Below are 24,553 nucleotides of genomic sequence, written 5' to 3'. Positions count from 1 at the left end.
CCCCGAAGGAGAACAGGAACACCCTCGCCGTGCCTGACGGATCGCGCTGACCGCCGTCAGCTACCCGAGCAGTACTGCTGCTCCTTCCCGATCGACCGGTACATGCAGTCCGAGTTCTCCAGGAGTTGGAGCACCGCGTCCTTGTTGCGCGAGGTCTCGCGCTCGATGACCTCGTCGGGTGGGTAGAAGCCGCCGCCGCCCGCGGACGACGGGTACATCTCGAAGGTGTAGCTGAAGATCTTCTGGTTGCCCCAGAGCCAGTCGTCGATGGTGCCGTCGGTGATGTAGAGGTCGCTGGCCTGCTCAGGGGTGTAGCCGTTGCTCGCGGCCATCTTCCGGCCGACCGCCGCGTGGGCGTCGCGGTCGTCCTGGGTGAGGCCGGGGGCCGTGTCCGCGTACGTGTAGCCGTAGGGCCACAGGACCAGTTCGCTGTACGTGTGGAAGTCGATGCCCGCCTTGATCTGCTGCTTGCCGCCGACCACGCGGCTGCGGACGAAGTCGGCCACGACCTTGACCTCGGGCGCGGACTCGGCGGCCCGGCCGCGGTACGTCTCGGAGCCGGGGGTGCCGGAGGAACCGCCGCAGCAGCCCCACTTGTAGGCCCAGTTGCGGTTCAGGTCGGTGCCGGTCGCGCCGCCGGAGTTGGGCTGGCGGTTCAGGCGCCAGCTGCGGTACGAGCCGGTGGCGATGTCGTACTCGCCGCCGTCGGGGTTGACGTCGGGGACGATCCAGATCTCGCGCGAGTCGACCATCTTCTTGATCCGCGCGTCCGTCGCGTACCCCGCGCCGAGCTCGCGCAGCAGGTAGAGGGCCATCTCCACGGTGAGGTGCTCACGGGCGTGCTGGTGGTGGGTGAAGAGGACCTCGGGCTCGGCCTCGTCCGTCGCGACGTTGTCGCTGATCTTGATGGCGACGATGTCGCGGCCCTGGTACGACTTGCCGATCACGCGCTTCTGCATCAGGTTCGGGTACTGCTGCAGGCGCTGGTCGATCTCCGCGGTCATCTCCGCGTAGTTGTGGTAGCGGGAGTCGGCGGGCGGGAAGTCCCGCACCCGGACGGGCTCGCCGCCCGTGCGCTTGGGCGGGGCGGGCAGCTCCTTGAGGGTGTACCCGAGCGAGCGCAGCTTCCTGGCCTGCGCCGCGTCCGCGGTCACGACCACCGCGTGGTCGTCGGCCTCGTCGATGGACACGCCGGCCGCGGCGATCGCCGTGCGGGACGCGGGCGTCGAAGGGCCGGGGATGGAGTACTGGCGGACGTTCTCGTCGGCCGCGGTGGCGGCCGCCGCCTTCTTCGCCGAAGGGGACGACGCGTCGGACGCGTTGGCGCTGAGGGGCGCGGCGACCGCGAGGGCGAGCACGGCGGCGAGGGCCGCTGATCTCTTTCCGCGTATGCGAAGTCGCATGAATGCTCCTGTGGGGGTGGGGGGGCGGTGCATTGCGACGCATGTGGTGCGGGTGCGCGGGTGCGCGGGTGCGCGGGTGCGCAGATTGCGCGGATGTGCGGGTGAGCAGGCCCATGGTGGGGGACTGGCATGTTCTCGTCAATGCCGCTTTGAGTCGACTGTGGGTGAGCTGTGTGAACGGCGACGCCCCAAGACACACTCCGCGACACCCCCGAGCGCGTGCGCGCCGCACACCCCGCGTACGACCCCTTGTGCACCACGTACCCATGCGCTTTCTTGATCGCATGGCTGAAACCACAGGCGGTGACATCGAGGACGTCGGTACCGGCACGGGCGGTACCCGGCTCCGCAAGGCCAGTTGGAAGTACGTGGGCCCGGGCATCGTCGTCGCCGCCACCGGCGTCGGCGCGGGTGACCTGGTCGCCACCCTCATCGCGGGCAGCAAGTTCGGCTACACCCTGCTGTGGGCCGCGATCATCGGCTGTCTGGTCAAGATCTCCCTCGCGGAGGCCACGGGCCGCTGGCACCTGGCCACCGGGCGCACCCTCTTCGAGGGCTGGCGCAGCCTCGGCCACTGGACGACCGTCTACTTCGCCGGGTACGTCGTCGTCTGGGGCTTCGTGTACGGGGCCACGGCCATGTCGTCCAGCGCACTGCCCCTCGTCGCGCTCTGGCCGGGCGGGCCGGGCCTGAAGACCTGGGCGGTCATCTGCGGCCTGCTCGGCCTCGCCTTCGTCTGGTTCAACCGGTACGCCGTCTTCGAGAAGGTCATGACGGTCGTGATCGGCATGAAGTTCCTGATCGTCGTGTACGTGGCGATCAGGGTGTCCCCGGACCTCGGCGACGCGCTCGCCGGGCTCGCGCCCGCCCTGCCGGACGGCTCGCTGCTCTACACCCTCGGCCTGATCGGCGGCGTCGGCGGCACCATCACCATGGCCGCGTACGGGTACTGGGTGAACTCCAAGGGCTGGACCGACATCACCTGGCTCAAGGTGATGCGGCTCGACAACCGCGTCGCGTACATCACGACCGGCATCTTCGTCGTCGCCATGCTGATCATCGGCGCCGAGCTCCTGCACTCGTCGGGCATCGCCCTCGCCAAGGGCGACAAGGGCCTGATCGACCTCGGCGACGTCCTGGAGGACCGCTTCGGCACGGTCACCGCGAAGCTCTTCCTGATCGGCTTCTTCGCCACGTCGTTCGGCGCCCTGATGGGCGTGTGGCACGGCGTGAGCCTGATGTTCGCGGACTTCGTGGAGCGCATCCTCAAGGAGCGGCGCCTCATGCGGGGCAGCGGGGACGGCGGCGGGGGCGGCGAGATGGTGGCCGAGGTCGCCGCGGGCAAGCGGGAGAAGTCGCTGCCGTTCCGCGCGTACCTCCTCTGGCTCACCTTCCCGCCCATCGGGCTGCTCTTCCTGGACCAGCCCTTCGGCCTCGTCGTCTTCTACGGCGTGCTCGGCGCCTTCTTCATGCCGTTCCTCGCCCTGACCCTGCTGTGGCTGCTCAACTCCTCGCGCACGCCGAGACAGTGGCGCAACGGCATCGTCAGCAACGTGATGCTGGCGGCGGCGGGGCTCCTCTTCATCGTCCTGTGCGTGCAGCAGGTGCGGGAGCTGCCCTGGTAGGCCCTCTGCACACGGCTGTACGCGGATGTACGCGGACGTGCGGCAGCGCCGCCGGGGGAGCGGCGGCGCTGCGCCAGGGGTGGGGGGTCGGTGGGAGTGTCGGTGGGAGTTACGGCAGGCCGTGTACGTGCGGGCCGACCGCGTTGGACCACGCGCTGCCGTTCGCCGCGTCCCAGTTGGTCGACCACGTCATGGCGCCGCGGACGCCCGGGTAGGTCCTGGAGGGCTTGAAGGAACCGCAGTTGGTGCCGCGGGCCAGGCAGTTCAGGGCGTTGTTCACCACGGTCGGGGAGACGTAGCCCGAGCCCGCGGCCCGCGGCTGGGCGGGCGTGCCGATGCCGACCTGCGACGGGGCGAGGCCGCCCTCCAGCTGGATGCAGGCGAGCGCCGTCAGGAAGTCCACGGAGCCCTGCGCGTAGACCTTGCCGTCGCAGCCGAGCATCGCCCCGCTGTTGTAGTACTGCATGTTGACGACGGTGAGGATGTCCTTCACGTTCAGGGCCGTCCTGAAGTACGCGTTGCTCGTCGACTGCATGTCGATGGTCTGCGGCGCCATCGTCAGGACGAAGCCCGGTCCTGCCTTCTGGCCGAGGGACTTGAGGGCCTGGGTCATGTACGTGGCGTTGAGGCCGTTCTCCAGGTCGATGTCGACGCCGTCGAAGCCGTACTCCTGCATGAGCGCGTACACGGAGTTCGCGAAGTTCGTGGCGGCGGCCGAGCTGTTGACCGACACGGCGCCGCGCTCGCCGCCGACCGAGATGACGACGGACTTCCCCGCCGCGTGCTTGGCCTTGATGTCGGCCTTGAACTGGGCGACGGTATAGCCGCCGAGCCCGGCCGAGTCGAGGTTGAAGGTCACCTTCCCGGGCGTGCCGGTGGCGTCGGCGAAGGCGACGGCGATGATGTCGTACTGGTCCTGGACCTGGCTGAGCTTCTGCACGGTCGCGCCGTTGTTGAAGTTCTGCCAGTAGCCGGTGACGGCGTGCTTGGGGACGGCGCGGGTCCCGAGGTCCCGCGTGTCCTGTGCGTCGGCGCTGCCCGTGCCGCCGGTGGCGAGGCCCGTGAGGGCGAGCCCGAGTGCGGCGAGGCCACCGACGAGGGCGCCCCTCAGCCGGCGCCTCGATCTGCGTGAGCGGTCCATCTTCTGCCTCCGTGGGGGGAGTTGAGGAGGGAGGTGGGAAAACGGTGGCCACCGCTGGTCGTACAAGCTGGTCCAGACCAATGGACTTGTCAAGGCCTCAAGGAAAATCCCGCCCGGAGCGCGCGCCCCGGACGGGATTCCCGACTCACTTCCCCGGCCGGCCCGTCACGGCGTGGGCCCCAGCCTCCGCCAGGGGAACACCTCCTTGCCCTGGCTGTCCCGCTCCGGCGTGCCGGGCTCGACCGTCGTGTACCAGGACGCCGCCCAGTAGTGGCCCTTCCACGCCACGTACGCCCCCGTCGCGGGGTCCGCCGTGTTGCCGCCCCAGAGGTGCGTGCCCGGCGCGGTGGCGCCGAACTCCGCCTCCACGTCCTTGCCCGTCGCCGAGCGGAGCGTGAAGAGCTTGCCGTGGGCGGGCGCGGCGGGGCCGCCCTCCGCGCCCGTGGCCGGGTCGACGGAGACGAAGTGCCACTTCTGGGCGTCGGACGCGCCGCAGGCGGCCGTCCTGATGTCCTCGCGCGCCCCGGCCGCGGTCAGGCACTTGCCGGCGTTGCCGATCGTGTACCAGCCGCCACCGGCCGGCTTGGGGCTCCACAGCTGGTTGTTCTCGCCGTTGATCGGCTCGATCAGGTGCGCCCGCGACTCCCCGCGGTGGTGGTCCATCAGGCCGCCCTGGTACTCGAACTGCCAGCCCTTGTCGCCCTTGTCCCAGGCCGCCCAGACCCGGCCGACGGTCTTGCCGTGCGCGGTGCCCTTCTTCCACTCGGGTGCTCCGCAGTCCTTGGCGCCGCCCGTATCGGGCTCGACGGTCGTCGTGCCCTTGCGGCCGTCCTGGACCGAGCCGTAGGTGTGGCCGCCGGTGGACACCGTGACGTTCGCGGGCCCGGTCACCGGCAGCCAGTACTTCAGGCCGATGTCGTGGGACTTGCCCGCGGGCACGGACTCGCAGTAGCCGAGCTTGAGCGTCACCCGGTGGAAGTCGGCCTTCAGACCGCCGACGTTGGGCCCGGACCTGCCGGGCTTCACCGCGTCCTTCAGCTCCGTCCAGCCCTCGTCCTTCAGCAGCGGCGAGGTGGTCGTGGGCAGGTCGAAGGCGATCTCCGTGCCGGGCCCCAGGGTCCTGCCCGAGTTGTTGCTGATCCGCAGCTTCGGCTGGATCGGCCACAGGTCGCCCTCGGCCGTCGGGTAGTCGACGAACTCGGCCGTCACGTCGACCACGTCGTCCGGCAGCTCGGTGTCACCGGCCCGCGAGGTCCGGTACCCGCCGGAGCCGTGCAGCGCGTCGTCGAGGCGGCTCGTCACGTCGTAGCCCATGCCGTACTCGCCGTTGCCGCGCTTGGTGTAGTCGCCCGCGAGCTCCCACAGCATGACGCCGCCGATGCCCTGGTCCTTCACGTACTGGGCCTTGGCGTCGATCGACGCGTCGTTCTCCGTGGACAGGAACACCTTCTTCTCGGCGTTCCACAGCCACGACGCCTTGAGCGTGCCGTCGTACTTCTCCGCGTACGTGCCCTTGAGCCTGCCCGACTCCTTGCCGGTGTCGACGTACGAGGAGAGGTAGCCGGGCGTGACGCCCGCCTGGAGGTTCTTGGCGTGCCACAGCGGGTTGGAGCCCGACGCGACCTCCTCGCCGCGGGTGCCCAGGTCGTGCCAGACGTTGTCGATGCCCTCGGCGCCGTGGCCGCACTCCGTCTTGGCGCCGTTGCCCGTGCCGGTGCCCGGCTGGCACTGGCCCTGGTCGGGCAGTTGCGACGTGCCCCACAGGCCGTCGGAGCCGCCGGTCACGTTCTGCCAGCCGCGCGTGTAGTACGGCACGCCCAGATTGATGCGGCCCGGCGCAAGCGCGCCCCGGTAGTAGTGGTACGCCCAGTCGACGTTGAAGTACCCGGTCCTGTCGAACTCCTTCTCGCCGTAGACGTTCGCGGCCGCCAGCTCCGCGTCCTTGCCGTCGTCGTACAGCGGGGCCTGCGGGCCGACGTACTTGTTCCACGAGCCGTGCAGGTCGTACGACATCACGTTGACGAAGTCCTGGTACTGCAGGGCCTGTCCGGCGTCGTAGCCGCGCACCAGATAGCCGGAGGCGGAGCCCGCCGACGTGAGCAGGTAGTAGCGGCCCTGGTCGGCGCCCGCGCGGTCCAGCTTCGCGCGCAGCGTCTTCATCAGCGCGTTGTAGCCCGCCTGGAGGCCCTTGCGGCGGCCGTTGGACAGCTGCCAGTCGGCCGGGTTGCCGCTGTTGGGCAGGGCGGTCGGGTACTCGTAGTCGATGTCCACGCCGTCGAAGCCGTACCGGTCCAGGAAGGCCGCCGCCGAGTCGGCGAACGTGTCGATGCCCGCCTGGTTGACCGAGCCGTCCGCGTTCGTGGCCATGGTGTAGAAGTTCTTCGTCTCGGCCCAGCCGCCCACCGAGATCAGCGTCTTCACCTGCGGGTGCTTCTTCTTGTAGCGGGTGAGGAGGTTGAAGTGGCCCTTGTACGGCAGCGAGTCGTCCATCTCGGCCCCGCGCACGCCCGGCCAGGTCATGCCGGTGGCCGGGTTCGCCGGGTCCGAGGTGTCGCCCACGGAGATCCTGTTGCCGTCGTCCACCTTCGCGAAGGCGTAGTTGACGTGCGACACCTTCGACCAGGGGATGTTCTTCACCAGGTAGCGCGGATCGCCCTTGGCACCGGTGCGCCAGCCGGTGAAGTAGCCGACGACCCGCTTGTCGTGCCCGTTCCCGCCGAGCCACTCGCGCCCGTCGTCGCCGTACACCTTGCAGTACGGGGTGTCGACGCCCTTCGTCGCGGCGAGCCCCTCGGGACGGCACCGCTCGTGCGGGCCGGACGTGGAGGGCTTGGCGGAGCGGTCGTCGGCGGCGTTGTCGACGGGGTCACCGGCGCCGCCGGTGGACGGCGGGGTCTCGGGGGTGCCGCCCATGCCGGGGGTGTCGCCGTGGTAGGTGTACGTGTTCATGTCCTTCACGGCGGACATGGGGTCGCCGTCCTGGTACATGTCGACGGCCACGAAGTTCGGCTTCTTGCGGGCGGCGGGGGCACAGAACCGCTCGGCCCTGTTCTGCACCTTGGAGTTGTCGTTCCCCGGGGTGACGCCGATCGCGCTGTCCCGGAAGTGGTTCATGGTGAACAGCCGACGGAAGTTCTTCTCCTCCCCGCTCATGGGGTAGTCGTCCCACCGGCTGTAGCAGCTCCAGTCGGAGTTCCCGGTCGCGCCGCCCATCGACCAGTAGTTCTCGACGGTCCAGTCCTTGTAGAACATGAACCCGAGGTCCTTCTTGTCCGTCTTGCCGGTGAAGAGCAGGAGCCGGTTGTCGGCCCGCACCATCTCGGAGACCTTGGGCCAGCCCTTCTCCTTGACGTTCCAGCGCTCGGAGTCCGGTCGGAAGACAAGCCCGTCCAGCTGACCGCCCGGGCCGAGGTCGTCGCCCACCTCGTCGCGCAGGTCCTCGGGTTCGGTGTAGTCCTCCAGCATCACCGTGACGATGTCCTTCGGGTTCGCCTTCAGGAAGTCGGCGATGTCGGTGAAGACCGTCGACATGGTCTGCCCGGTGGGCAGACAGACACCGCCGTGGCACATCCGCACCCGGCCGTTCATATAGCCCGCGTCGAGCATCAGCCCGCGCACACCGTTGTTGAGCTGCTTCTTGATGGAGTGCGACTGGTTGGGCACGGGGGCGCCGCCGCTCGCGTCCTCCTGGTTGTAGAACGCGTTGTGCGTCGTCAGGAACGTCATGTCGTCCAGCGTCGGATCCGCCGGCATCGGCGACTTCGGCGGGTTGATCGGCGTGACGTACCAGCTGTCGTTGGTGAGGTCCTTCTCGGTGATCTTCACCTGCATCGGCGAGTCCATGACCGGCTCGCCCCACAGCCTGCGGTTCGTGCCCGGCACGAAGATCTGGTACTTCTCGCCCTTGTCCAGGCGGAACTCCCAGTCCGTCTTCTCCGCGTCACAGGCGCCCATGACGAGGCGGGCGTCGCCCTCCGGGTTGTTCTTCTCCGTCAGGCACTTCCCGTCCACGTCCGGGTTCTTGATCTTGTACGTGCCGTTGGCGTTCCGGGAGAACTCCCACTGTGCGGCGTCCTCGTCGCCCTTGGGCCGGTGGGTGGCGACCCATTCCTTGGAGGCCGACATGTGGTAGCCGCTGAGGACGTTCTGGACGTAGAACTTCCCGTCGGTCGGCGGCCCCTCGTCGCCGTCCGCCATGGTCTCGGTGGCCGTCGTCGCCGGAGCGGCCGCCGCGCCCCCGGTCGCCTTCGCCGCCGCGGGCCGCCGCGGCTTGTCGGGCCGGTCGGGCCGCTTCGGCCCGTCCGGCCCGTCCGGCTTGCCCGGCGCCTGCGACTTCGTCGATCTCCTCGGTCCGTCGTCCGCGACCGCGGGGGTCGCGAGCAGGGCCAGCGCCAGCGCCGTGCACAACCCGGCCGCCGTGCGTCTCACGCGCACAGGGGTCCCCTCTCCTCGTATCTCCTCGTGCCTGGTCCGGGCGCGAACGCGCCCGCGCGGAGGATCGCAGCGGCCGATCACCGGCCGGTCAACGTCCCATGAACGCCACCGGGAAGCGGACGTATCACGACAACCGTCAAGTGAACAGTGAGGAGTTGGGTGTTGGCAGGGCCCCTGCCTGGATATGGTGCACAGTCAGAAGCGCACGTGAACGCGAGCGTGCGGACGGAAGCGTGAGGACTCGGAGCCGGGGGTGTGCGCATGCCGACCGCGATAGCCGTCACCAGCCCCGATCTGGTGCTGCCCTCGCCCGACCGCCACACGCCGTCCGCCGCCGTCCTGCAGAGCGCCGTCCGGTCCCCGAAGACGTACTCCCTCGACCAGGCGCTCACCGAGATGCACACGCTCATCGAGTACCACGGGTACGTGATCGTGCTGTGCCCCGCGTCCGCGCCCGACGGCGTCCGGCACCGCCTGCACGCCGTCCGCTCGGTGCTCGAGAGCGACCGCATCGCGCTGATCCGCAGCGAACTCCCTCCGCTCGGCCTGGCCGTACTCGCCCTCCAGCTGCGGCAGTTGTCCATCTGCGACTTCAGCCCCGGAGTCCTGGCCAGCGCCGCCAGGCTCCTCAGCCACTACATCTACGCGGGCGCCCTGCTCGGCTCCGTCGCCAAGCTCGACCGCGTCCCCGTCACCCTCAAGGCGCACACGAAGTCCTGGGTGCCGGGCGCGCAGTTCGGGGTGCTCGCCACGCCGGAGCCCGAGCTCGTGAAGGCGGCCGGGGACGCGGTGCCGTCCGGGCCCGGATTCAGTACGAAGATGCTGTACGCCGCCGGGCAGCTGCCGACCGGCTGGGTCACCGACACGCTCGCTCCCGCCTGGCAGGTGCAGGGCGCCACCGACGTGCGCCTGCCCGCCGAGTCCGCGCGCTGGTGGGCCACCGGCAAGCTCGTCGAGTTCGCCGCGGCCATCCCGGACATCTCCGTGCTCTACCAGCTGGTGTCGTCCGTGCGGAGGGAGGACTGCCGCTGGTGCGGTCTCGAACTCATCGGTGACCGCTGCGCGTTCTGCGCCGCGCCGCTGCCGCCGGCACCCGCCGCCCAGGCCTCCGTCCCGGCGGTGGAGCCGGCGGGCACACGCGCGCTGCCCCGGGGCGCGACATAGCCCCCCGCCGCGGCGCGTGCGTACGCGGTGCCCCCTGCCCGTACCCGCGCGGCCGCCCCGCACGCACCACCCCGTTCACTGTCCGTAGCCGTATGCACGCGTCGCACGATCGAGGTAGGTAGTCCCGCCCATGAATTCACGCCAGCGCCGAGGTGTCATCCTCCTTGTCCTGTCGGGCCTGAGCGCGATCGGCGCCTTCGCGGGGGTCCTCTCGGTGATCCGCGACGTGAACTCGAAGGTCGGGCCCGAGGTCGCCGCGTACGAACTCAAGTCGGACATCGCGCCCTACAAGGAGCTGGAGCCCGACCAGTTCAAGAAGGTCGAGATGCCCGAGCGCTGGCTCTCGGAGAACGCCGTCACCAGCCTCCGCGAGATCCGCGGCAAGATCGCCGTCACCCAGCTGCGCAAGGGCTCGCTGCTCCAGACCGACATGATCGTCAAGCGGCCGCGCCTGGAGCCGGGCCAGCAGGAGATCGCCATCATGATCGACGCCGCGACCGGCGTCGCCGGGAAGATCACGCCCGGGTCCACGGTCAACATCTACGCCACGTTCAAGGCCGAGACCGACCGGGGCAAGGACCAGTCGAAGGTCATCGTGGAGGACGCGAAGGTCATCGACGTGGGCAAGCTGACGGCGCTCGACCCCGACCGGGACGACCGCAGCCGGCGGCGCGCCGAGGAAGCGGTGCCGATCACGTTCGCCCTGGGCACGCGGGACGCGCAGCGGGTCGCGTACGCGGAGTCCTTCGCGTCGCACGTGCGGCTTGCCCTGGTCGGGCGGGGCGCCGACGCGGACGTTCCGCGCGGCGATCGTACGTACACCTTGGACGAGGACAAGTAGGGGGCGCCGTGGACGGTGTTGTGCGTGGTGCGGCTCGGTGGACGGGATGCCTTCCCACCCGCCCGCCCGTGACTCTCGCCCGGACGGTGGACGTCGCTGGTGGGGGCTGCTCGCCGTCGGCGGCTGCGGGCGCGGCTGCGGCTGTGGCTGCGGGGGTGCGGTCGGAGCGGCCGGAGCGGCCGGTCGTGGGCGAGCGGGTGGGAGCACCCCGCCGCGGACCTGCGGGCGCGCCGGCGCGTCCAGGCGCCCGCCTGCCGCGCCCGCCCCAGCACGCGAACACCGCAGCCGGGGGAGGAGACGCGTGACCACCCGGATTCTGCCCGCCGTCGCCGACGTGGACGCCGCTCGCGCGTTGACCGGGCTCGCCGCCCAGCTTCCCGACGTGGACCCCGCCGCGCCGGTCACGGACTCCACGGCGCTCATGGACACCCTGGCCCACCTGGCCGCCGAGTCCCTGGACGAGCTCCCCGAGGTCGTCCTCGTCCACGAGCGCATCGGCCCCGTACCGGCCCTCGACCTGATCCGCGACCTGGTCCTGCGCTTCCCCGCGGTGGGCGTCGTCCTCGTCACCGCCGACACCAGCCCGGCCCTCCTGACGGCCGCGATGGACTGCGGCGCCCGCGGCATCGTCACCTTCCCGCTCGCCTACGACGCCCTCGCCGAGCGCGTCCAGGCCGCGGCCGCCTGGTCCACGGGCATGCGGCGGCACCTCGGCACGACCGCCGTCGAGCTGTACGGCGGCGGGCCCGGCGCGGCCCCCGCGGGCGGCGGCCAGGTCATCGCCGTGACCGGCGCCAAGGGCGGCGTCGGCACCACCCTCACCGCCGTCCACCTCGCCCTCGCCACCCAGGCGTCCGGCCGCAGCGCCGCCCTGCTCGACCTGGACCTGCAGTCCGGCGACGTGGCCTCGTACCTGGACGTGCAGTTCCGCCGTTCCGTCGCCGACCTCGCCTCGATCAGCGACATCACGCCACGCGTCGTACAGGACGCCGTGTACGCCCACGAGACCGGCGTCGGCCTCCTCCTCGCCCCTTCCGAGGGCGAGCGCGCCGAGGAGATCACCGACCGCGTCGCCCGCCAGACCGTGAACGCGCTGCGGGGGCGGTACGACGTCGTGGTCGTCGACTGCGGCACCTACGTCACGACGGCCAGCGCGACCGTCGTGGAAATGGCCGACCAGGCCCTGCTCCTCGTGACCCCCGACGTCGTGGCTGTGCGCGCCGCCAAACGCATGGTCCGGCTGTGGGACCGCCTCCAGATCCGCAAGGCCGAGGAGACGGTCACGGTCGTCAACCGGCACGCGCGCGGCACCGAGATCCAGCCGTCCCTCGTCTCCCGCGTCACCGGCACCCGTACCGCCCGCGTCACTGTGCCGGACGCCCCCAAGGAGCTCCAGGCCCCCGTGGACGCGGGCCGCCTCCAGGACCTCGACGCCAAGTCGACGGTCAAGCAGGGGCTGTGGGGGCTCGCGGGGGAGCTGGGCCTGGTGGACGTCGAGGCGGCGACCGGGGGCGGCAAGAAGGGCGGGATCTCCCTGCGGCGGTCCCGGGGCGAGGGGGTTCGTTCGGACCGCGGCGCCGTCACCCTCGAATTCGCCGGGATGTTCCCGCTGCTCCTCGTGGTCATGGGCATCCTCTGGCAGTGCACGCTGTACGGCTACTCGTACTCCCTCGCGGGCAACGCGGCGGACGAGGCGGCGCGCGCGGCGACGGCGGCGGCCGCGGTGGACGGCGACTACGCGGGGGCGTGCGAGAGCGCGGGCAAGAAGCACTTGCCCGGCGCCTGGAAGGACGCGGCGATCTCGTGCGCGTGGAACGGCGACGTCATGAAGGCCACCGTCGACGTCGAGGTCCCGGTGTTCTTCCCCGGGGTGGAGACGGGCTGGACGGTCGAGGCGGAGGCGGGGGCGGCGGATGAGAGGGCGGATACGCGATGACGACCCAGATGCGCGGGCGGCGCCGGCCGCCTGCTGCCGGTCCTGTCCGTGCTCGTCGGTCTCGCCGGGGACGAGGGTTATGGGCGGGCGGGTGGGAGAAGCCGCGCAGCGGCGGCGACGGTTGCCGCCCACGCGCCGGGCGCCCCGCCGGTAAGAGGGCAACCCATACCCGGCAGCGCGCCTACGGCGACAAAGGCGTCTCCATGCTGGAATTCGCCGGTTTCCTCCCCATCCTCCTGCTCGTAGGGCTCGCCGCGATCCAGCTCGGCCTCGTCGGGTACGCCGCCAACCAGGCGGGCTCCGGCGCCCGTGCGGCGGCCCGGGTCGCGTCGCAGGGCGAGGGCGGCGGTGAGGCGGCGGGCCACGACGCCATGGACAGCGGCCTGACCGCGGACGTCAGCGTCTCCGACGGGGGCGACACGACCACCGCCACCGTCACCGTCGACGTACCCACGCTCCTCCCGTTCATCGACACGGACTGGCAGGTCACCAAGTCCGCGACGATGCCGAACGACGACACCCCCGACGGCCCCGAGACAGGAGGCTGACGCCCGCATGAGCCTGCGCTCCCGTATCGCGTCGTCCCCGGCGGACGCCACCACCCCCAGCCGCGACGACAGCCTCGTGGCGACGTACCGCGCGAAGCTCCTGGAGGAGATCGACCTCGCGGAGATGTCGTCCCTGACGGCGGCCGACCGCCGGGTCCGCCTGGAGCGGGTGCTCGGCCACATCATCAGCCGCGAGGGCCCGGTCCTGTCCGCGTCCGAGCGGGCCCATCTGATCCGCCGCGTCGTCGACGAGGCCCTCGGCCTCGGCGTACTGGAACCGCTCCTCGCCGACGCCTCCATCACGGAGATCATGGTCAACGGCCCCGACTCGATCTTCGTGGAGCGCGCGGGCCGCGTCGAGCAGCTGCCGCTGCGCTTCGCGTCCGAGGACCAGCTGATGCAGACGATCGAGCGGATCGTCTCGACGGTCAACCGCCGCGTGGACGAGTCGAACCCGATGGTCGACGCGCGCCTGCCCACGGGCGAGCGCGTCAACGTCATCATCCCGCCGCTCGCCCTCACCGGCGCGACCCTCACGATCCGCCGCTTCCCGCGCGCGTACACGCTCCCCGAACTCATCGGCCTCGGCTCGCTCGACGAGCACATGCTGATGCTGCTCGCGGCCTTCGTCCGCGCCCGTTTCAACATCATCGTCAGCGGCGGCACCGGATCGGGGAAGACCACCCTGCTCAACGCGCTCTCCGGCCTGCTCCCCGCCCACGAGCGCATCATCACCATCGAGGACTCGGCGGAACTCCAGCTCCAGCAGGAGCACGTGATCCGCCTGGAGTCGCGGCCCCCGAACGTGGAGGGCAAGGGCCAGATCACCATCCGCGACCTCGTACGCAACAGCCTGCGCATGCGCCCCGACCGCATCATCGTCGGCGAGGTCCGCGGCGGCGAGACCCTCGACATGCTGCAGGCCATGTCCACGGGCCACGACGGCTCCCTCGCGACCGTCCACGCGAACACGGCCGAGGACGCCCTCACCCGGCTCCAGACCCTGGGCTCCATGTCGGAGGTCCAGGTCCCCTTCGAGGCCCTGCGCGACCAGATCAACTCGGCCGTGGACGTGGTCGTCCAGCTCGCCCGGCACGCCGACGGCTCCCGCAAGGTGGCCGAAATCGTGCTCCTGGTCTCGCACGGGCGCCAGCAGTTCCGCATCGCGCCCGTCACGCGCTTCATCCCGCACCCGGTCGGCCCCGACCGGGTCGTCCACGGCTTCTTCGAGCACCTGCCCCTGCCGCGCCCCGTCGCCGAGCGGCTGTATGTCGCGGGCGAGCCGGTGCCGCCCGCCTACGGCGTGGCCGAGGCCATCGACGTACTGAACACGCGCGAAGCGATCGGCTGAGGAGAGCACAGGACACCCGATGAACAACCCCACGCTCCTGGCCCTGGGAGCCACCCTCCTCACCGGCACGCTCGCCGTCGCCGGCCTCCAGACGTACGCGTCCGGGCGCGCGAAGAACCAGGCCCTGGTGGACCGCCTGTCCGCCGACGGCACCGCGGGCGACCTGGAGCCCGGGGGCCGCAGGCGCCGCTTCACCGCCGTCGACCGCCGCCTGCGCCGCACCCGTCTGGGCCGCGAGCTCCATCTGCGTCTGTCGGCGACGGGCCTCGACCTGACGCCCGGCGAGTTCTTCACGTACGTCATGGCCGTCGTCGCGGCCCTGTGGCTGATCGCGGCGGCCTCCCTGGCCCCGTTCTTCGGCCCGATCGCGGGCGTCGTGGCGGTCTGGAGCGCCGTCATCTTCCTCAACTGGCAGCGCCAGAAGCGCATCGAGGCGTTCATCAACCAGCTCCCCGACGTGGCCCGCATCCTCGCGAACGCGACGGCGGCGGGCCTCGCCCTGCGGACGTCGCTCGCGATGGCGGCGGAGGAGCTGGAAGCCCCCGCGGGCGAGGAACTCTCCCACGTCGCCCACCAGCTGACCCTGGGCCGCTCGATCGACGACACGCTGGAGGAGCTGGCCCAGCGCCTCCCGTCCCGGGAACTGATAGTCCTCGTGACGACCCTGGTCCTCGCCAACAAGGCGGGCGGCTCCGTGGTCAGCTCCCTCAGGAACCTGACCCAGACCCTGGAGGACCGGAAGGAGACCCGCCGCGAGGTCCGCACGATGCTCTCGGAGGTCCACGCCACGGCCTTCACGGTCCCGCTCCTCGGCCTCGGCTCGCTGCTGCTCATCAACTCCTCGAACGAGGGCGCCCTGGAGCGCGTGACCGGCTCCCCGCTGGGCCAGACCCTGATCCTGATCTCGCTGGGTCTCTACGCGGTGGGCTTCTTCGTGATCCGACGGCTCGGCAAGATCGAGGTCTGAGAGGGGAGTTGAGGATACGGTGCTGGCGTTGGGGTTGGCCGCGTTGATGGCCCTGGCCGTCGCGGGCGTCTGCCAGGGCATCCGCATGTACCGCGCGGAGGCCAAGCTCCCGCCGGACCTGGCGGTCGCCCTGGAGGTCGGTGCCTCGCGGGTCTCGACGGCGGGCGGGGCGGTGGACCGCCTGGGCATGCGGTTCGCGCCGCTGGTCCTGCGCATGATGGGCCCGAAGCGGGTGGCCGCGAAGCGCCGTCGCATCGACATGGCGGGCAACCCGGGCGGCCTGACGATCGACCGCTACGCCGCCCGCCGCGCCGTCTACGGCGCCTTCGGCGTCGTCCTCGGCCTGGTCTTCCTCACCAACGGCCAGCCCCTCTTCGGCGCGATGACCCTGGTCTTCGGGGCGGTCGCCGCGGACGCCCTGATCTGGCAGGCCATCCGCGAACGCCGCGAGGTCATCGACCGCACGCTCCCCGACTTCCTGGACGTCCTCGCGGTGGTCGTCTCGGCGGGCCTCGGCTTCCGCCAGGCCCTGGACCGCGTGGCGGAGAAGTACGAGGGTCCCTGGGCCGACGAACTCCGCATCACGCTGCGCCAGATGGACATGGGCGTCAGTCGCCGCCAGGCCTTCGACGAGCTGCGCCGCCGCAACGCGTCCGAACAGGTCGCCCAGTTCGTCTCCGCCCTCCAGCAGGGCGAGGAACTCGGCTCCCCCATCGCGGAGACCCTCATCCAACTCGCCACGGACATGCGCCGCACGGACGCCCAGAACTCCCGCCGCCGCGCCGCGAAGACCATCCCCAAGGCGACGATGGTCACGCTCGTCTTCATGCTCCCGGCCACGATGATCCTCATCGCGGCCGGCATGTTCCTGGGTTCGGGATCGGACCTCGGCTCGATTCTGGGGGACTAGCGGGGTGCGCGCGGTGCGGCCCCGGGCCCGGCGGCGGCGCATGCCGACCTCGCCGAGAGGGAAGAGAACTGGCCAACTTGCTTGCCCGCACGGGCGTTGGATGCGCAGAGTCTCTGCCGGTGCACGTGTTGTGGCGTACCTTGCCCCTGGCGACAGTGGCGTCGGTCGCGGTATGGGCAGCGGTACTGGGATGGGTACTGGGTCGGAGAGAAGGGTCGTCCGTCGTGCTGAAGGATCGCTTGCTGGGGGCGTGGGTGACGTGGACGCTGACTATGGCTTCCCGGGTGAGCCGGATGTCGGGGAGGGACGCGGACCGGGGGGCGGGGTTCGTGGAGTATGCGGGGTTGATGATTCTTATTGCCGGGATCTACACGCTCATCGATCAGTTGGGCTTGGACGGCAAGATTTCGCAGGCGATCGGCAACGCGGTCAACGACGTCATCGGAGGCTGACCCGCCGCCACTTGCGGAGCGATCGCGGACAGACGCTACCGATATATATCTGGCTGACCGGAATCCTGCTCTTCGCTGCGTTCGCGTTCTTCGCATTCGCCCAAGCCGCATCCGCGCGGAACGGAGCACAATCAGCGGCGGACGCGGCGGCGTTGGCGGCCGCGCAGGATGCCAGGGACGAACTGGTCGAGGGCTTGGGCAAGGCGATCGGCACCGGCGAGGGCGACGAGTGGCTGGACTGGCTCGACGGGGACTTGTTCAAGGGAGAAGGCGCCGAGGCGGCGGCTGACGCGCTGGCCGCCGAGAACGACTCGAAGGTCACGGGCTTCGGCGCGGCGGAAGTCAATGGCTTCCCCGGCTTCCGAGCGGAGGTCACGACCAACTACACGGTGGGCGACTCGATCATCCCGGGCACGGAGTCGCAGCACGCCAAGGCCTCAGCGACCGCTGTGATCAGGCCCCGCTGCGATGCCGGTGCGCCCGATGACGCGGAAGACGCCGTGGAGTTCATCTGCGACGGCGAGGATGACCCCATAGAGATCGACCCGGACGACTTTGACCCGGACGACCTGCCGGACGCGTCCGTGCTGTTCTCCGTGCACCTTGCCGACTGACAAGCGACCAACGAGTAAAGGAAGCCGTTGAGATGAAGCTTCGGCGCACCATGAAGACCCGCAGGGCAATGACCGCGGTGGCGATCACGACTGGGTTGGTCCTCACGGTGGCCGGCTGCGGCGGAGGCGGGGACGACGACTCGAAGTCCGACGAGAAGTCGTCTGCATCGAAGCCCGCCAAGGACGCGGGCGACGACGGCAACGAGAAGGACGACACCGCGTCGAACGAGACGCTGGCAGAGGTCAGGAGCAACGGCATCACGCTCACAGTCACCTCGGCCCAGCGGGACGAAGGCGGCTTCCTGACCATCAGCGGCAAGGTCACCAACGGGACGTCGGGGATCTGGGTCGCCAGCGAATGGCGGAGTGACGAGACCGAGCTCAAGAAGAACGGCGGGTCGCTGGCCGGTGCGGCCATCGTGGACCCGGAGGGCAAGAAGAAGTACCTCGTGCTGCGGGACACCACTGGCCGGTGCTTGTGCACCAAGTTCGAAGGCGGCATCAACCAGAACCAGACCGCCGACTGGTTCGCCCAGTTCCCGGCACCTCCGGAAGACACCACCAAGGTGCAGTTGCAGGTACCGACGATGCCTCCGGCCCCCATCGAGCTCAGCGAGGGTGAGTGACCCATGGCTCACCCGCGAAGGCGCGCTCGACGCGGAGCTCTCGCCACGACGACGGCCACCTCCCTCGCCGCCGTACTTCTCCTCCTGCCCACCCCCGCCTGGGCCGACGACGACCCCTCCGCACCCCCCGGCTCCACCACCACCTCCCCACCCCCCGAAGTCGACGCCAACAGCCCCGGCCTGAAGCTCGCGGACGGGGCCACGCTCGCCCCCGCCAAGGTGCTTGACATCAAGTCCGTCGTCGAGGACATGGGTGGCGAGGAGCGGCGTGAGGACACCAACACGGACGTGAAGTTCGCGCTCCAGGCGGAGGTCCTGTTCCCCAAGGACAGCGCGAAGCTCAACCCCGAGGCGAACGCCCGCATCAAGGCGATCGCGGACGAGGCGAAGGTGCAGAAGGCGACGGACGTCCGGGTCTTCGGCTTCACGGACAACCTGGGCACGTACGGCCACGGCAAGAAGCTGTCGAAGGACCGCGCCGAGGCCGTCCACGACAGGCTCGCGAGCTTCCTCGGGCCGGAGGTCACGTACTCCGTACGCGGCTACAGCGAGGACTACCCGATCGCGGACAACGGCTCGGAGGAGGGCCGCAAGAAGAACCGCCGGGTGGAGGTGTCGTTCCCGCGCGGCGCGTCCGGCGCGTCCGGCGGCGCCACGGCGGAGGGCGGCGGCTGACGCACGCCTCAGCCGGGCCAGGCGCCGGTCCGCCTCCCGGGGCCGCCGGGAACCTCAGCGCGGACCAGCAGCGCCTGCTCGGCATCATGCGCGTCAGGGCGGCGCCGCGCCAACGCGGCCTCGACCACGAGGAGTGGAAGCACGCGACGCGGCCGCCGGAGACCGCTCCCCTCGCCTACCGCGCGCCCGTCTCCTCGAGCTGGTAGAGCTCGGGCACGGAGACCTTGATGGGTTCCTGCGTGGTCCGTGCGATCACGACGACCACGGGCTCGTCCGGGTCGGGGTGCTCCTCGCGGTGCGGGACGAACGGCGGGACGAGCAGGAAGTCGCCGGGACCGGCGGAGATCCGTACCTCCTCCGTGCCGTCGTGGAAGACGAACACGGGGTGGCCGCTGACCACATAGATCCCCGCCTCCGACTCGCCGTGGTGGTGGTTGTCCGTCGAGCTCAGCGGCGCGTTCTCCACCAGGCCCATCCAGAGCTTCTTCGAGCCGACCGTGCCGCCGCTGATGGCGGTGTTGCCGTCCAGCTCACCGGCTCGCACGTGGTGGACGCGGTTGTTCAGCGGCCCGTTGCCTGTGTGGGTGGTCATCGTGTGGCCTCCTGAGGGTTGTTGACGCTCTTGCGTCGGTCATCAGGCTGCGACCACCGCGGCCGGAGCCGCAACTGTTGTTGCTATAATGGCAAGGCGCGTACGCCTACGGCCGGTACCGGACCTTCTCGAAGGGCCAGTCCGATGCCAGCCAGGCGGCGACGGCCTCGTGGACGGCCGCGTCCAGGTGCCGGCGGTCGGCCCGCACCCACGACCGCACGTCGGCGACCCCGGCGTCGTCGCGCGACGGATAGACGTACACGCACCCGATCACGTCCCCGCCCGGCTCCTCCAGAACGGTGTACGTGAACCCGCGCCGCTCGGCGAAGTCGACGGCGTGCCGCTCCAGGTCGCGCAGATTCTCGGCGAGGCTCATGCCGCCGGGCGGCGGCCATCCGCCCTGGAAGTCGGGGGTGGACCGGATGTAGTCGATGCTCGACGTCCAGGCGGAGTGGTCCGCGTCGTTGTGCTGCGGCCCGAGCGGTTCCAGGCGGAAGCCGTCGCCGGTGAGCGCGAGGGGGACGATGAAGTCGTCGGGTACGAACGGGTGTGAAGGCATGCGGCGCAGGCTATCCGGCGGGCCCGCCGTGCGGCCCTTTCGAATAAGCAGCGACCGTACCCAGAGGGTGACGCACTGTTTCGGCCACAGCGCACGTGCACGGGAGTCGATATCGGCCCGCAGCGAGGTGGAAACTCGGCAAGGCACCTGTGTGAACGTTCCGCAGGTGTGAGATCCCCCGCGGCGAGATCACGTCACCGGTGGCCTCAACTTCGTTGCGCTTGCAATGCCTTGTGGGACAGGATGCTCGGTGCGCTGCGCCGCGCGACCTGAGCGCAGCGTGAGGCGTGGTGGGCGGCCTGACGGGGTTGCTCCTGGCGAGAGCTGATGCGGGGGTGTGGGTTCGTGAAGTTCGACATGGGTGAGACGACGCTTGCGACGTTGGGGAAGCAGACGTCGGGGTCCAGTGACGATCTGGGCGCGCTGATCCGGGCGTTGGTGTCGGCGGCGGAGCCGTTGGAGGGGAAGTTCAACGGGGCGGGCAAGGCGACGTTCGATTCGTTCAAGCTGCGGGCGGATGAGATCACGGCGGCGCTGAATGGTTCGCTGCAGTCGATTCTGGGCGGTCAGGCCGGGATGGACGAGGCGTTCGGGACGGGCACGCAGGAGCAGTCGGACAACGCCAGCCGGAACATGGGGGCGGCGAATTTCCAGGCGGCCCGTTTCTCCGGCTGATCGGCGCTGTGCGACAGGGGCTGGGGTGCTGGGGTGACCCCGCTCGGCCCATTCCATTGATACGGGTGATACGGGGAGTTTTGCCATGGCTGGGAATCAGGACCGGCGTTCGTACGACACCGGTGCCTCCGCCGACGTACAGGGCAGTCTGCACATCGTCATCGGTCAGCTGGAGCGGGTGCTCGGTGACCGCGACCGGGCCGTGAAGGCGGCGATGGCCGACTATCAGGCCGACGGTGTGTCGGACGAGTACCACGGCAAGGAAGTGCGCTGGAACAAGGCGGCGAACGAGGTGCGGGAGATCATCCGCCTCGTGCGGTCCACGTTGGAGGACAACGACGGGACGGCGCAGACGACGCTGGCGAAGGCGCGGGCCGCGGTCAACAACATCGGCTGAGCGCGCGGCGGTTCGGGGCAGTCGGGGGTCAGCCCGCGCATACGGCGCGGCCTGGCTGACGGGGATCAAGGGGGCGTGTGGTGACGGCGTGGGACATCGATCCCGGCGGGGTCGGCGGCGTGCTGAAGCGAGCCGGTGGGTCGGCCGAGCGCATGGCGAAGGCCGGCAACAAGATGCAGAAGACGCTGCCGAGCGCGGCGGCTTCGGCGGGCACGATCGTCGAGGGCGGGCACGAGGGGGACGGGAAGACCCGCGAGGAGGGTGGGGAAGGCGCGCAGGGGCCGGTGGCCTCCGCCCTCGGGGTGTTCGCCCGGCAGTGGAACGACGATCTGAAGTCCATTTCGCGGCGGGCCGCGAGCTCCCTGCTCGGTGCGCATCTGGCCACGCAGGCGTACGTGACGGGCGATCTGGACATGGCCGCGAGCAAGAACCGTGACGCCATCAACGGCATCGTGCCCGACATGCCCGGCGTCAAGGGCGGTGGCAGTGACGGGGGCGGGGGCGGCAAGAAGTGAGTAACGAGCCCATCGACCCGAACGGGATACCGCAGTTCACCGGCGACCTGGAGCAGTTGGAGCGGGACGTGTCGGACCTGCGCCGCGAGGCGTCGCAGTTCCGTGACGCCGGCGGGGACGTGCACTCCGACTTCCAGGGGCTTTCGGCGTTCTACGAGGCGCCGGAGGCGGAGCGGTTGTTCGCCACGACGAAGCCGGTGAAGACGAAGACGGACGCGTTCGCCGACGACCTGGAGAAGGTGGCGCAGGCGCTGAGCGAGTACGCGACCGATGTGCGGCCGATCGTGAAGAAGCTCAAGCAGCTGCAGACCGAGGCCAGCGCCTTCTACATCGACGAGGTCTCCACCGATGAGGACTGGCGCAAGGACGACGACAAGCGTGAACACAACAACCGCCTCGTGGAGGAGGTCAAGGCCGCTACCCAGGCCTTCCGGGCGGCTGAGATCGGCTGCCACAACAAGATCACTGGGCTGGTCGGTGGGGTCAGGCTGAGACCCAGCAGTGACGGCACCACCAGCTGCGACACGTACGGCTACACCGATGAGGTCCTGGACCAGGCCGAGACGTTTCCCTGGGGCGGGAAGGTCGAGAAGGACCGGGACGGCATCGACTGGCTGGTCCACAAGGCGAAGGACGTGGGCAAGGGCTTCTTCGTGGACGGCCTCGGCGGCTCGGTGAAGGCGCTCGGGACGCTGGTGGGCAAGGACGGCTGGGGTGCCGCCGGGGAGGCGTGGACCAATCTGGCCAAGCTCGGCACGGGTCTGGCGCTGACGATGAGCCCCGCCGGCGGGGCCTTCTGGATGGCGAAGGACGACCAGCTGCCCGGCTGGCTGCGGGATTCGCGCAGGGCGGTCGTCGACACGGGCAAGGGGCTGATCGCGTACGACCAGTGGAGCAAGAACCCGGCGCGGGCCGGGGGCCTGGTCGGTTTCAACGCGCTGACGATCGTGGCGACGCGCGGCGCCGGTGCCGCCGCCAAGGGCGGCGCGGCGGCCAAGACGATCTCGGCGGTGAGCCGGTTCGGCCGCGCGGTGGATCCCTTCACGTACGCGGCGAAGGGCGTCCAGTTCGGGGCGACCAAGGTCGGCGACCTGATGGGGCGGTTGAAGGACCTGCGTCCGGGTGCGCTTGTGGACACCACCGGCGGCCCCTACCGGCTTGCGGACGACACCGGCGCCACCGCGCGCCCCGCGGGCGTACCGGACGACGCCAGGCCGTACACGAACAGCAAGGGCAGCACCATCTACATGACGCGCGAGGGTGCCATTGTCGATGAGCACGGCAAGGTCCTCGGACGGGTGGCCGAACCAGTCCATGCTGGCAGGGCCGCCGGCCATGACGAGCTCGTTGGCATGCGCGGCTCCGGGGAACATGTCGGTCCTGCTCCAGGGGATCTCCGCGACGGCATCGACCCCCATGGGATGGGAACACGCCGTGACTTCGAAGCCCGCATCGCTCCTGAATCGAAGATCCCTGTCCCTCCAAAGGAGGCAGGCGATGTGATCCTGGATACAGGAGACCACGTCTATTATCGTGATGGCGCGACAGCCATCGGATACGACCGGAACACCCTTGTGAACTTTGGCCTCGTGAAGCCGCTGGGCGGTTATCACGATGTCGTCGTGCACGGCAATGGCCGGGGCTTCTTCGAGCCGGGACGCGTCAATGAAGCGGGCATGGGATTCTCTCCCGGCGATGTACACCCGTCGCATATTGCTGAGGCGATTCGCAACAACCCTAGCTACGATGGCGGTGCTGTGCGGCTCGTCTCCTGTCATACGGCATGGCTGCACGGTAATAAAGCAGTGGATCTACCGCCGGGTGGGTCGGGTGCGACGACCACTGCAAATGGGGGACTTTTGCATAATTCGGCCGCTCAAGAGATTGCGAACGAGCTTGGTGTTCCGGTGATGGCGCCGACCAACAAGGTGGGAGTCTCTCCGCTGCGGGGGCCCAACCAGGTCCCGAGGATCGCGGACAATGGGTATTGGCGAATCTTCCTCCCATTGGCCAAGTAGAGAGGTTTCCATGCAGATCGCAGACCACTTCACGGAGCTCTGGTCACCGAACTTCGGGCGTCCTCGCGGCAGCGTACGAGACTTCCTCTCCCTGCGCGCCCAGCCTGATCAGGGCGATATCGTGGGCTATCTCCGGGCAGGGCATGAAATCCTGTCCGTGATGGGTGCTGCCCCGGACGTACTGGGATCGGGGGAGGATATCGTGGGCGGCGACTCCCTCTACACGGATGGTGAGTGGCTGTGGCGTGGCGACCTATGGTTCTACGTGCGTTCTCATCACGTGCAGGTGCCCGAAGCCTTCCTGGTCCACATGCGAGATCGTGGATATTCCATGCCGCATGTGGAACACCCGAGGCTCCTCGAAATTCTGGATTGGGTGGAGGAAAGATGGTGAGGTGGCCAGTCCGATGCCGCAGGCTCGCTTTCTTGCTCATTCCCTCAACAATGCCCGAACGTTCACGCCTCGACGTTATGTAAGTCACCACCGGCGACGACCTGGAGGTAAAGCATGTCTTACCCGCCTCCCCCTGCCGACTGTGGTCCGCTCGCCGGTGAGGGTCCTCCGGTGTATCCCCAGGCTCAGTTGATGTACTCCCAGGCTTCGGCGACTTGGCATGCGGAGCCCGTGCCGGGGCGCGTGGCGGCTGGACCCGGTTCGGTGTTGGCCGATCGTCCCGGCTTCGGCTCGGCTCTCGGTAAGCGGATTTGCGGGGTACGGCATGACAAGGTCGTCGGCACCGTGGCCGTGCGGCGTCAGGGGGAGTGATGGCAGCCCAGGACTACGACAGTCAATTGCTGGAGTCCGTTGCCGTTCGGCGGCGGCGGATTCGGGATGCGGTGTTGTTCGGTGGGGAGCGGCAGCGGCGGTCCGTGGATGAGCGGATGGGGAAAGTGTTCGCCGGGATTGTGATTGCCGCCGTGTTGGGGGCGGGATGCGTGGGGTGGTCCTTTGTTGCGCATCGGGTGATGAAGGAGAAGCCGGGTGGGGGCGCGCCTTCCGTTACCCGTTCCTCTACGGACGGTGTGTCTGAATCGCCCTCTCCTGCTCCTTCTTCTCGGTGATAGGTTTTAACTTGTGATATCTGCGGGGGCATTGAGCCGGGTGACTCT

General features: G+C 69.7%; 23 protein-coding genes. 18 read left to right on the top strand and 5 right to left on the bottom strand.

Going from position 1 to position 24,553, the window contains the following annotated elements; genetic code table 11:
- Window positions 1-56: 56 nt before the first annotated feature.
- Window positions 57-1,403, bottom strand: a complete 1,347-nt coding sequence (locus tag ACFWZ5_RS18110) for a M14 family metallopeptidase (RefSeq protein ID WP_384791794.1) — start codon at window positions 1,401-1,403, stop codon at window positions 57-59.
- Between the two features lie 284 nt (window positions 1,404-1,687).
- On the opposite strand from ACFWZ5_RS18110, the gene ACFWZ5_RS18105 reads away from it, so the two are divergent.
- Window positions 1,688-3,028 carry an Nramp family divalent metal transporter gene (locus tag ACFWZ5_RS18105; RefSeq protein WP_384791791.1) on the top strand — a complete coding sequence of 447 codons (1,341 nt, stop codon included), beginning with the start codon at window positions 1,688-1,690 and terminating at the stop codon, window positions 3,026-3,028.
- A 109-nt stretch (window positions 3,029-3,137) separates the two neighbouring features.
- On the opposite strand, the gene ACFWZ5_RS18100 is transcribed toward ACFWZ5_RS18105, so the two are convergent.
- Both ACFWZ5_RS18100 and ACFWZ5_RS18095 read right to left on the bottom strand, forming a co-directional pair.
- Window positions 3,138-4,169 (bottom strand): chitinase, encoded by a 1,032-nt coding sequence (locus tag ACFWZ5_RS18100; protein WP_384791788.1) that lies wholly within the window; start codon window positions 4,167-4,169, stop codon window positions 3,138-3,140.
- 165 nt (window positions 4,170-4,334) lie between these two features.
- Window positions 4,335-8,603 (bottom strand): glycosyl hydrolase family 18 protein, encoded by a 4,269-nt coding sequence (locus ACFWZ5_RS18095; protein ID WP_384791785.1) that lies wholly within the window; start codon window positions 8,601-8,603, stop codon window positions 4,335-4,337.
- 261 nt (window positions 8,604-8,864) lie between these two features.
- Between ACFWZ5_RS18095 and ACFWZ5_RS18090 the strand changes: the two genes are divergently transcribed.
- From ACFWZ5_RS18090 to ACFWZ5_RS18040, 11 genes are all read left to right on the top strand, one after another.
- Entirely contained in the window at window positions 8,865-9,767 is a 903-nt protein-coding gene (locus ACFWZ5_RS18090) for a hypothetical protein (protein ID WP_384791782.1), read from the top strand.
- A 130-nt stretch (window positions 9,768-9,897) separates the two neighbouring features.
- A complete protein-coding gene (gene cpaB, locus ACFWZ5_RS18085; protein ID WP_384791779.1) occupies window positions 9,898-10,608 on the top strand; it encodes a Flp pilus assembly protein CpaB in 711 nt (236 codons plus the stop codon).
- 301 nt (window positions 10,609-10,909) lie between these two features.
- The gene (locus ACFWZ5_RS18080) at window positions 10,910-12,544 is read left to right on the top strand and encodes a CpaE family protein (RefSeq protein ID WP_384791776.1); all 1,635 of its coding nucleotides are present in this window, start codon (window positions 10,910-10,912) and stop codon (window positions 12,542-12,544) included.
- Between the two features lie 203 nt (window positions 12,545-12,747).
- The gene (locus tag ACFWZ5_RS18075) at window positions 12,748-13,092 is read left to right on the top strand and encodes a TadE/TadG family type IV pilus assembly protein (protein ID WP_384791773.1); all 345 of its coding nucleotides are present in this window, start codon (window positions 12,748-12,750) and stop codon (window positions 13,090-13,092) included.
- A 7-nt stretch (window positions 13,093-13,099) separates the two neighbouring features.
- Window positions 13,100-14,443 carry a CpaF family protein gene (locus tag ACFWZ5_RS18070; RefSeq protein WP_384791770.1) on the top strand — a complete coding sequence of 448 codons (1,344 nt, stop codon included), beginning with the start codon at window positions 13,100-13,102 and terminating at the stop codon, window positions 14,441-14,443.
- 19 nt (window positions 14,444-14,462) lie between these two features.
- Window positions 14,463-15,410, top strand: a complete 948-nt coding sequence (locus ACFWZ5_RS18065; RefSeq protein ID WP_384791767.1) for a type II secretion system F family protein — start codon at window positions 14,463-14,465, stop codon at window positions 15,408-15,410.
- Between the two features lie 19 nt (window positions 15,411-15,429).
- Window positions 15,430-16,320, top strand: a complete 891-nt coding sequence (locus tag ACFWZ5_RS18060; RefSeq protein WP_384791764.1) for a DUF5936 domain-containing protein — start codon at window positions 15,430-15,432, stop codon at window positions 16,318-16,320.
- Between the two features lie 272 nt (window positions 16,321-16,592).
- Window positions 16,593-16,772, top strand: coding sequence for a hypothetical protein (locus tag ACFWZ5_RS18055; protein WP_384791842.1), 180 nt, complete (start codon window positions 16,593-16,595; stop codon window positions 16,770-16,772).
- Window positions 16,773-16,783: 11 nt separating this feature from the next.
- A complete protein-coding gene (locus ACFWZ5_RS18050) occupies window positions 16,784-17,386 on the top strand; it encodes a pilus assembly protein TadG-related protein (protein WP_384791761.1) in 603 nt (200 codons plus the stop codon).
- 32 nt (window positions 17,387-17,418) lie between these two features.
- Window positions 17,419-18,012: a hypothetical protein gene (locus tag ACFWZ5_RS18045; RefSeq protein ID WP_384791758.1), complete on the top strand. Its 594-nt coding sequence runs from the start codon at window positions 17,419-17,421 to the stop codon at window positions 18,010-18,012.
- A 3-nt stretch (window positions 18,013-18,015) separates the two neighbouring features.
- A complete protein-coding gene (locus ACFWZ5_RS18040) occupies window positions 18,016-18,687 on the top strand; it encodes an OmpA family protein (protein ID WP_384791756.1) in 672 nt (223 codons plus the stop codon).
- A 175-nt stretch (window positions 18,688-18,862) separates the two neighbouring features.
- Here ACFWZ5_RS18040 and ACFWZ5_RS18035 read toward each other — a convergent pair whose 3' ends face one another.
- Window positions 18,863-19,279, bottom strand: a complete 417-nt coding sequence (locus ACFWZ5_RS18035) for a cupin domain-containing protein (RefSeq protein WP_384791754.1) — start codon at window positions 19,277-19,279, stop codon at window positions 18,863-18,865.
- Between the two features lie 106 nt (window positions 19,280-19,385).
- Window positions 19,386-19,838, bottom strand: a complete 453-nt coding sequence (locus tag ACFWZ5_RS18030) for a GNAT family N-acetyltransferase (protein ID WP_384791751.1) — start codon at window positions 19,836-19,838, stop codon at window positions 19,386-19,388.
- A 345-nt stretch (window positions 19,839-20,183) separates the two neighbouring features.
- Here ACFWZ5_RS18030 and ACFWZ5_RS18025 point away from each other — a divergent pair, with 345 nt between their 5' ends.
- The 6 genes from ACFWZ5_RS18025 to ACFWZ5_RS18000 all read left to right on the top strand — a co-directional run bounded on the left by ACFWZ5_RS18025 (window position 20,184) and on the right by ACFWZ5_RS18000 (window position 24,505).
- The gene (locus ACFWZ5_RS18025; RefSeq protein ID WP_384791748.1) at window positions 20,184-20,513 is read left to right on the top strand and encodes a hypothetical protein; all 330 of its coding nucleotides are present in this window, start codon (window positions 20,184-20,186) and stop codon (window positions 20,511-20,513) included.
- 85 nt (window positions 20,514-20,598) lie between these two features.
- Window positions 20,599-20,910, top strand: coding sequence for a pore-forming ESAT-6 family protein (locus ACFWZ5_RS18020; protein ID WP_384791745.1), 312 nt, complete (start codon window positions 20,599-20,601; stop codon window positions 20,908-20,910).
- 80 nt (window positions 20,911-20,990) lie between these two features.
- Window positions 20,991-21,425, top strand: coding sequence for a DUF6507 family protein (locus tag ACFWZ5_RS18015; protein ID WP_384791742.1), 435 nt, complete (start codon window positions 20,991-20,993; stop codon window positions 21,423-21,425).
- The gene (locus ACFWZ5_RS18010; RefSeq protein ID WP_384791740.1) at window positions 21,422-23,443 is read left to right on the top strand and encodes a hypothetical protein; all 2,022 of its coding nucleotides are present in this window, start codon (window positions 21,422-21,424) and stop codon (window positions 23,441-23,443) included. Before ACFWZ5_RS18015 ends, ACFWZ5_RS18010 begins: the two co-directional genes overlap by 4 nt.
- Before the next feature lie 10 nt (window positions 23,444-23,453).
- Window positions 23,454-23,837, top strand: coding sequence for a hypothetical protein (locus ACFWZ5_RS18005; protein WP_384791737.1), 384 nt, complete (start codon window positions 23,454-23,456; stop codon window positions 23,835-23,837).
- 371 nt (window positions 23,838-24,208) lie between these two features.
- The gene (locus ACFWZ5_RS18000; protein WP_384791734.1) at window positions 24,209-24,505 is read left to right on the top strand and encodes a hypothetical protein; all 297 of its coding nucleotides are present in this window, start codon (window positions 24,209-24,211) and stop codon (window positions 24,503-24,505) included.
- Window positions 24,506-24,553 lie beyond the last annotated feature (48 nt).

The sequence above is a fragment of the Streptomyces sp. NPDC059003 genome, from assembly GCF_042740445.1.
Taxonomy (GTDB): Bacteria; Actinomycetota; Actinomycetes; order Streptomycetales; family Streptomycetaceae; genus Streptomyces.
This window is presented reverse-complemented; position numbering and strand designations above follow the sequence as displayed.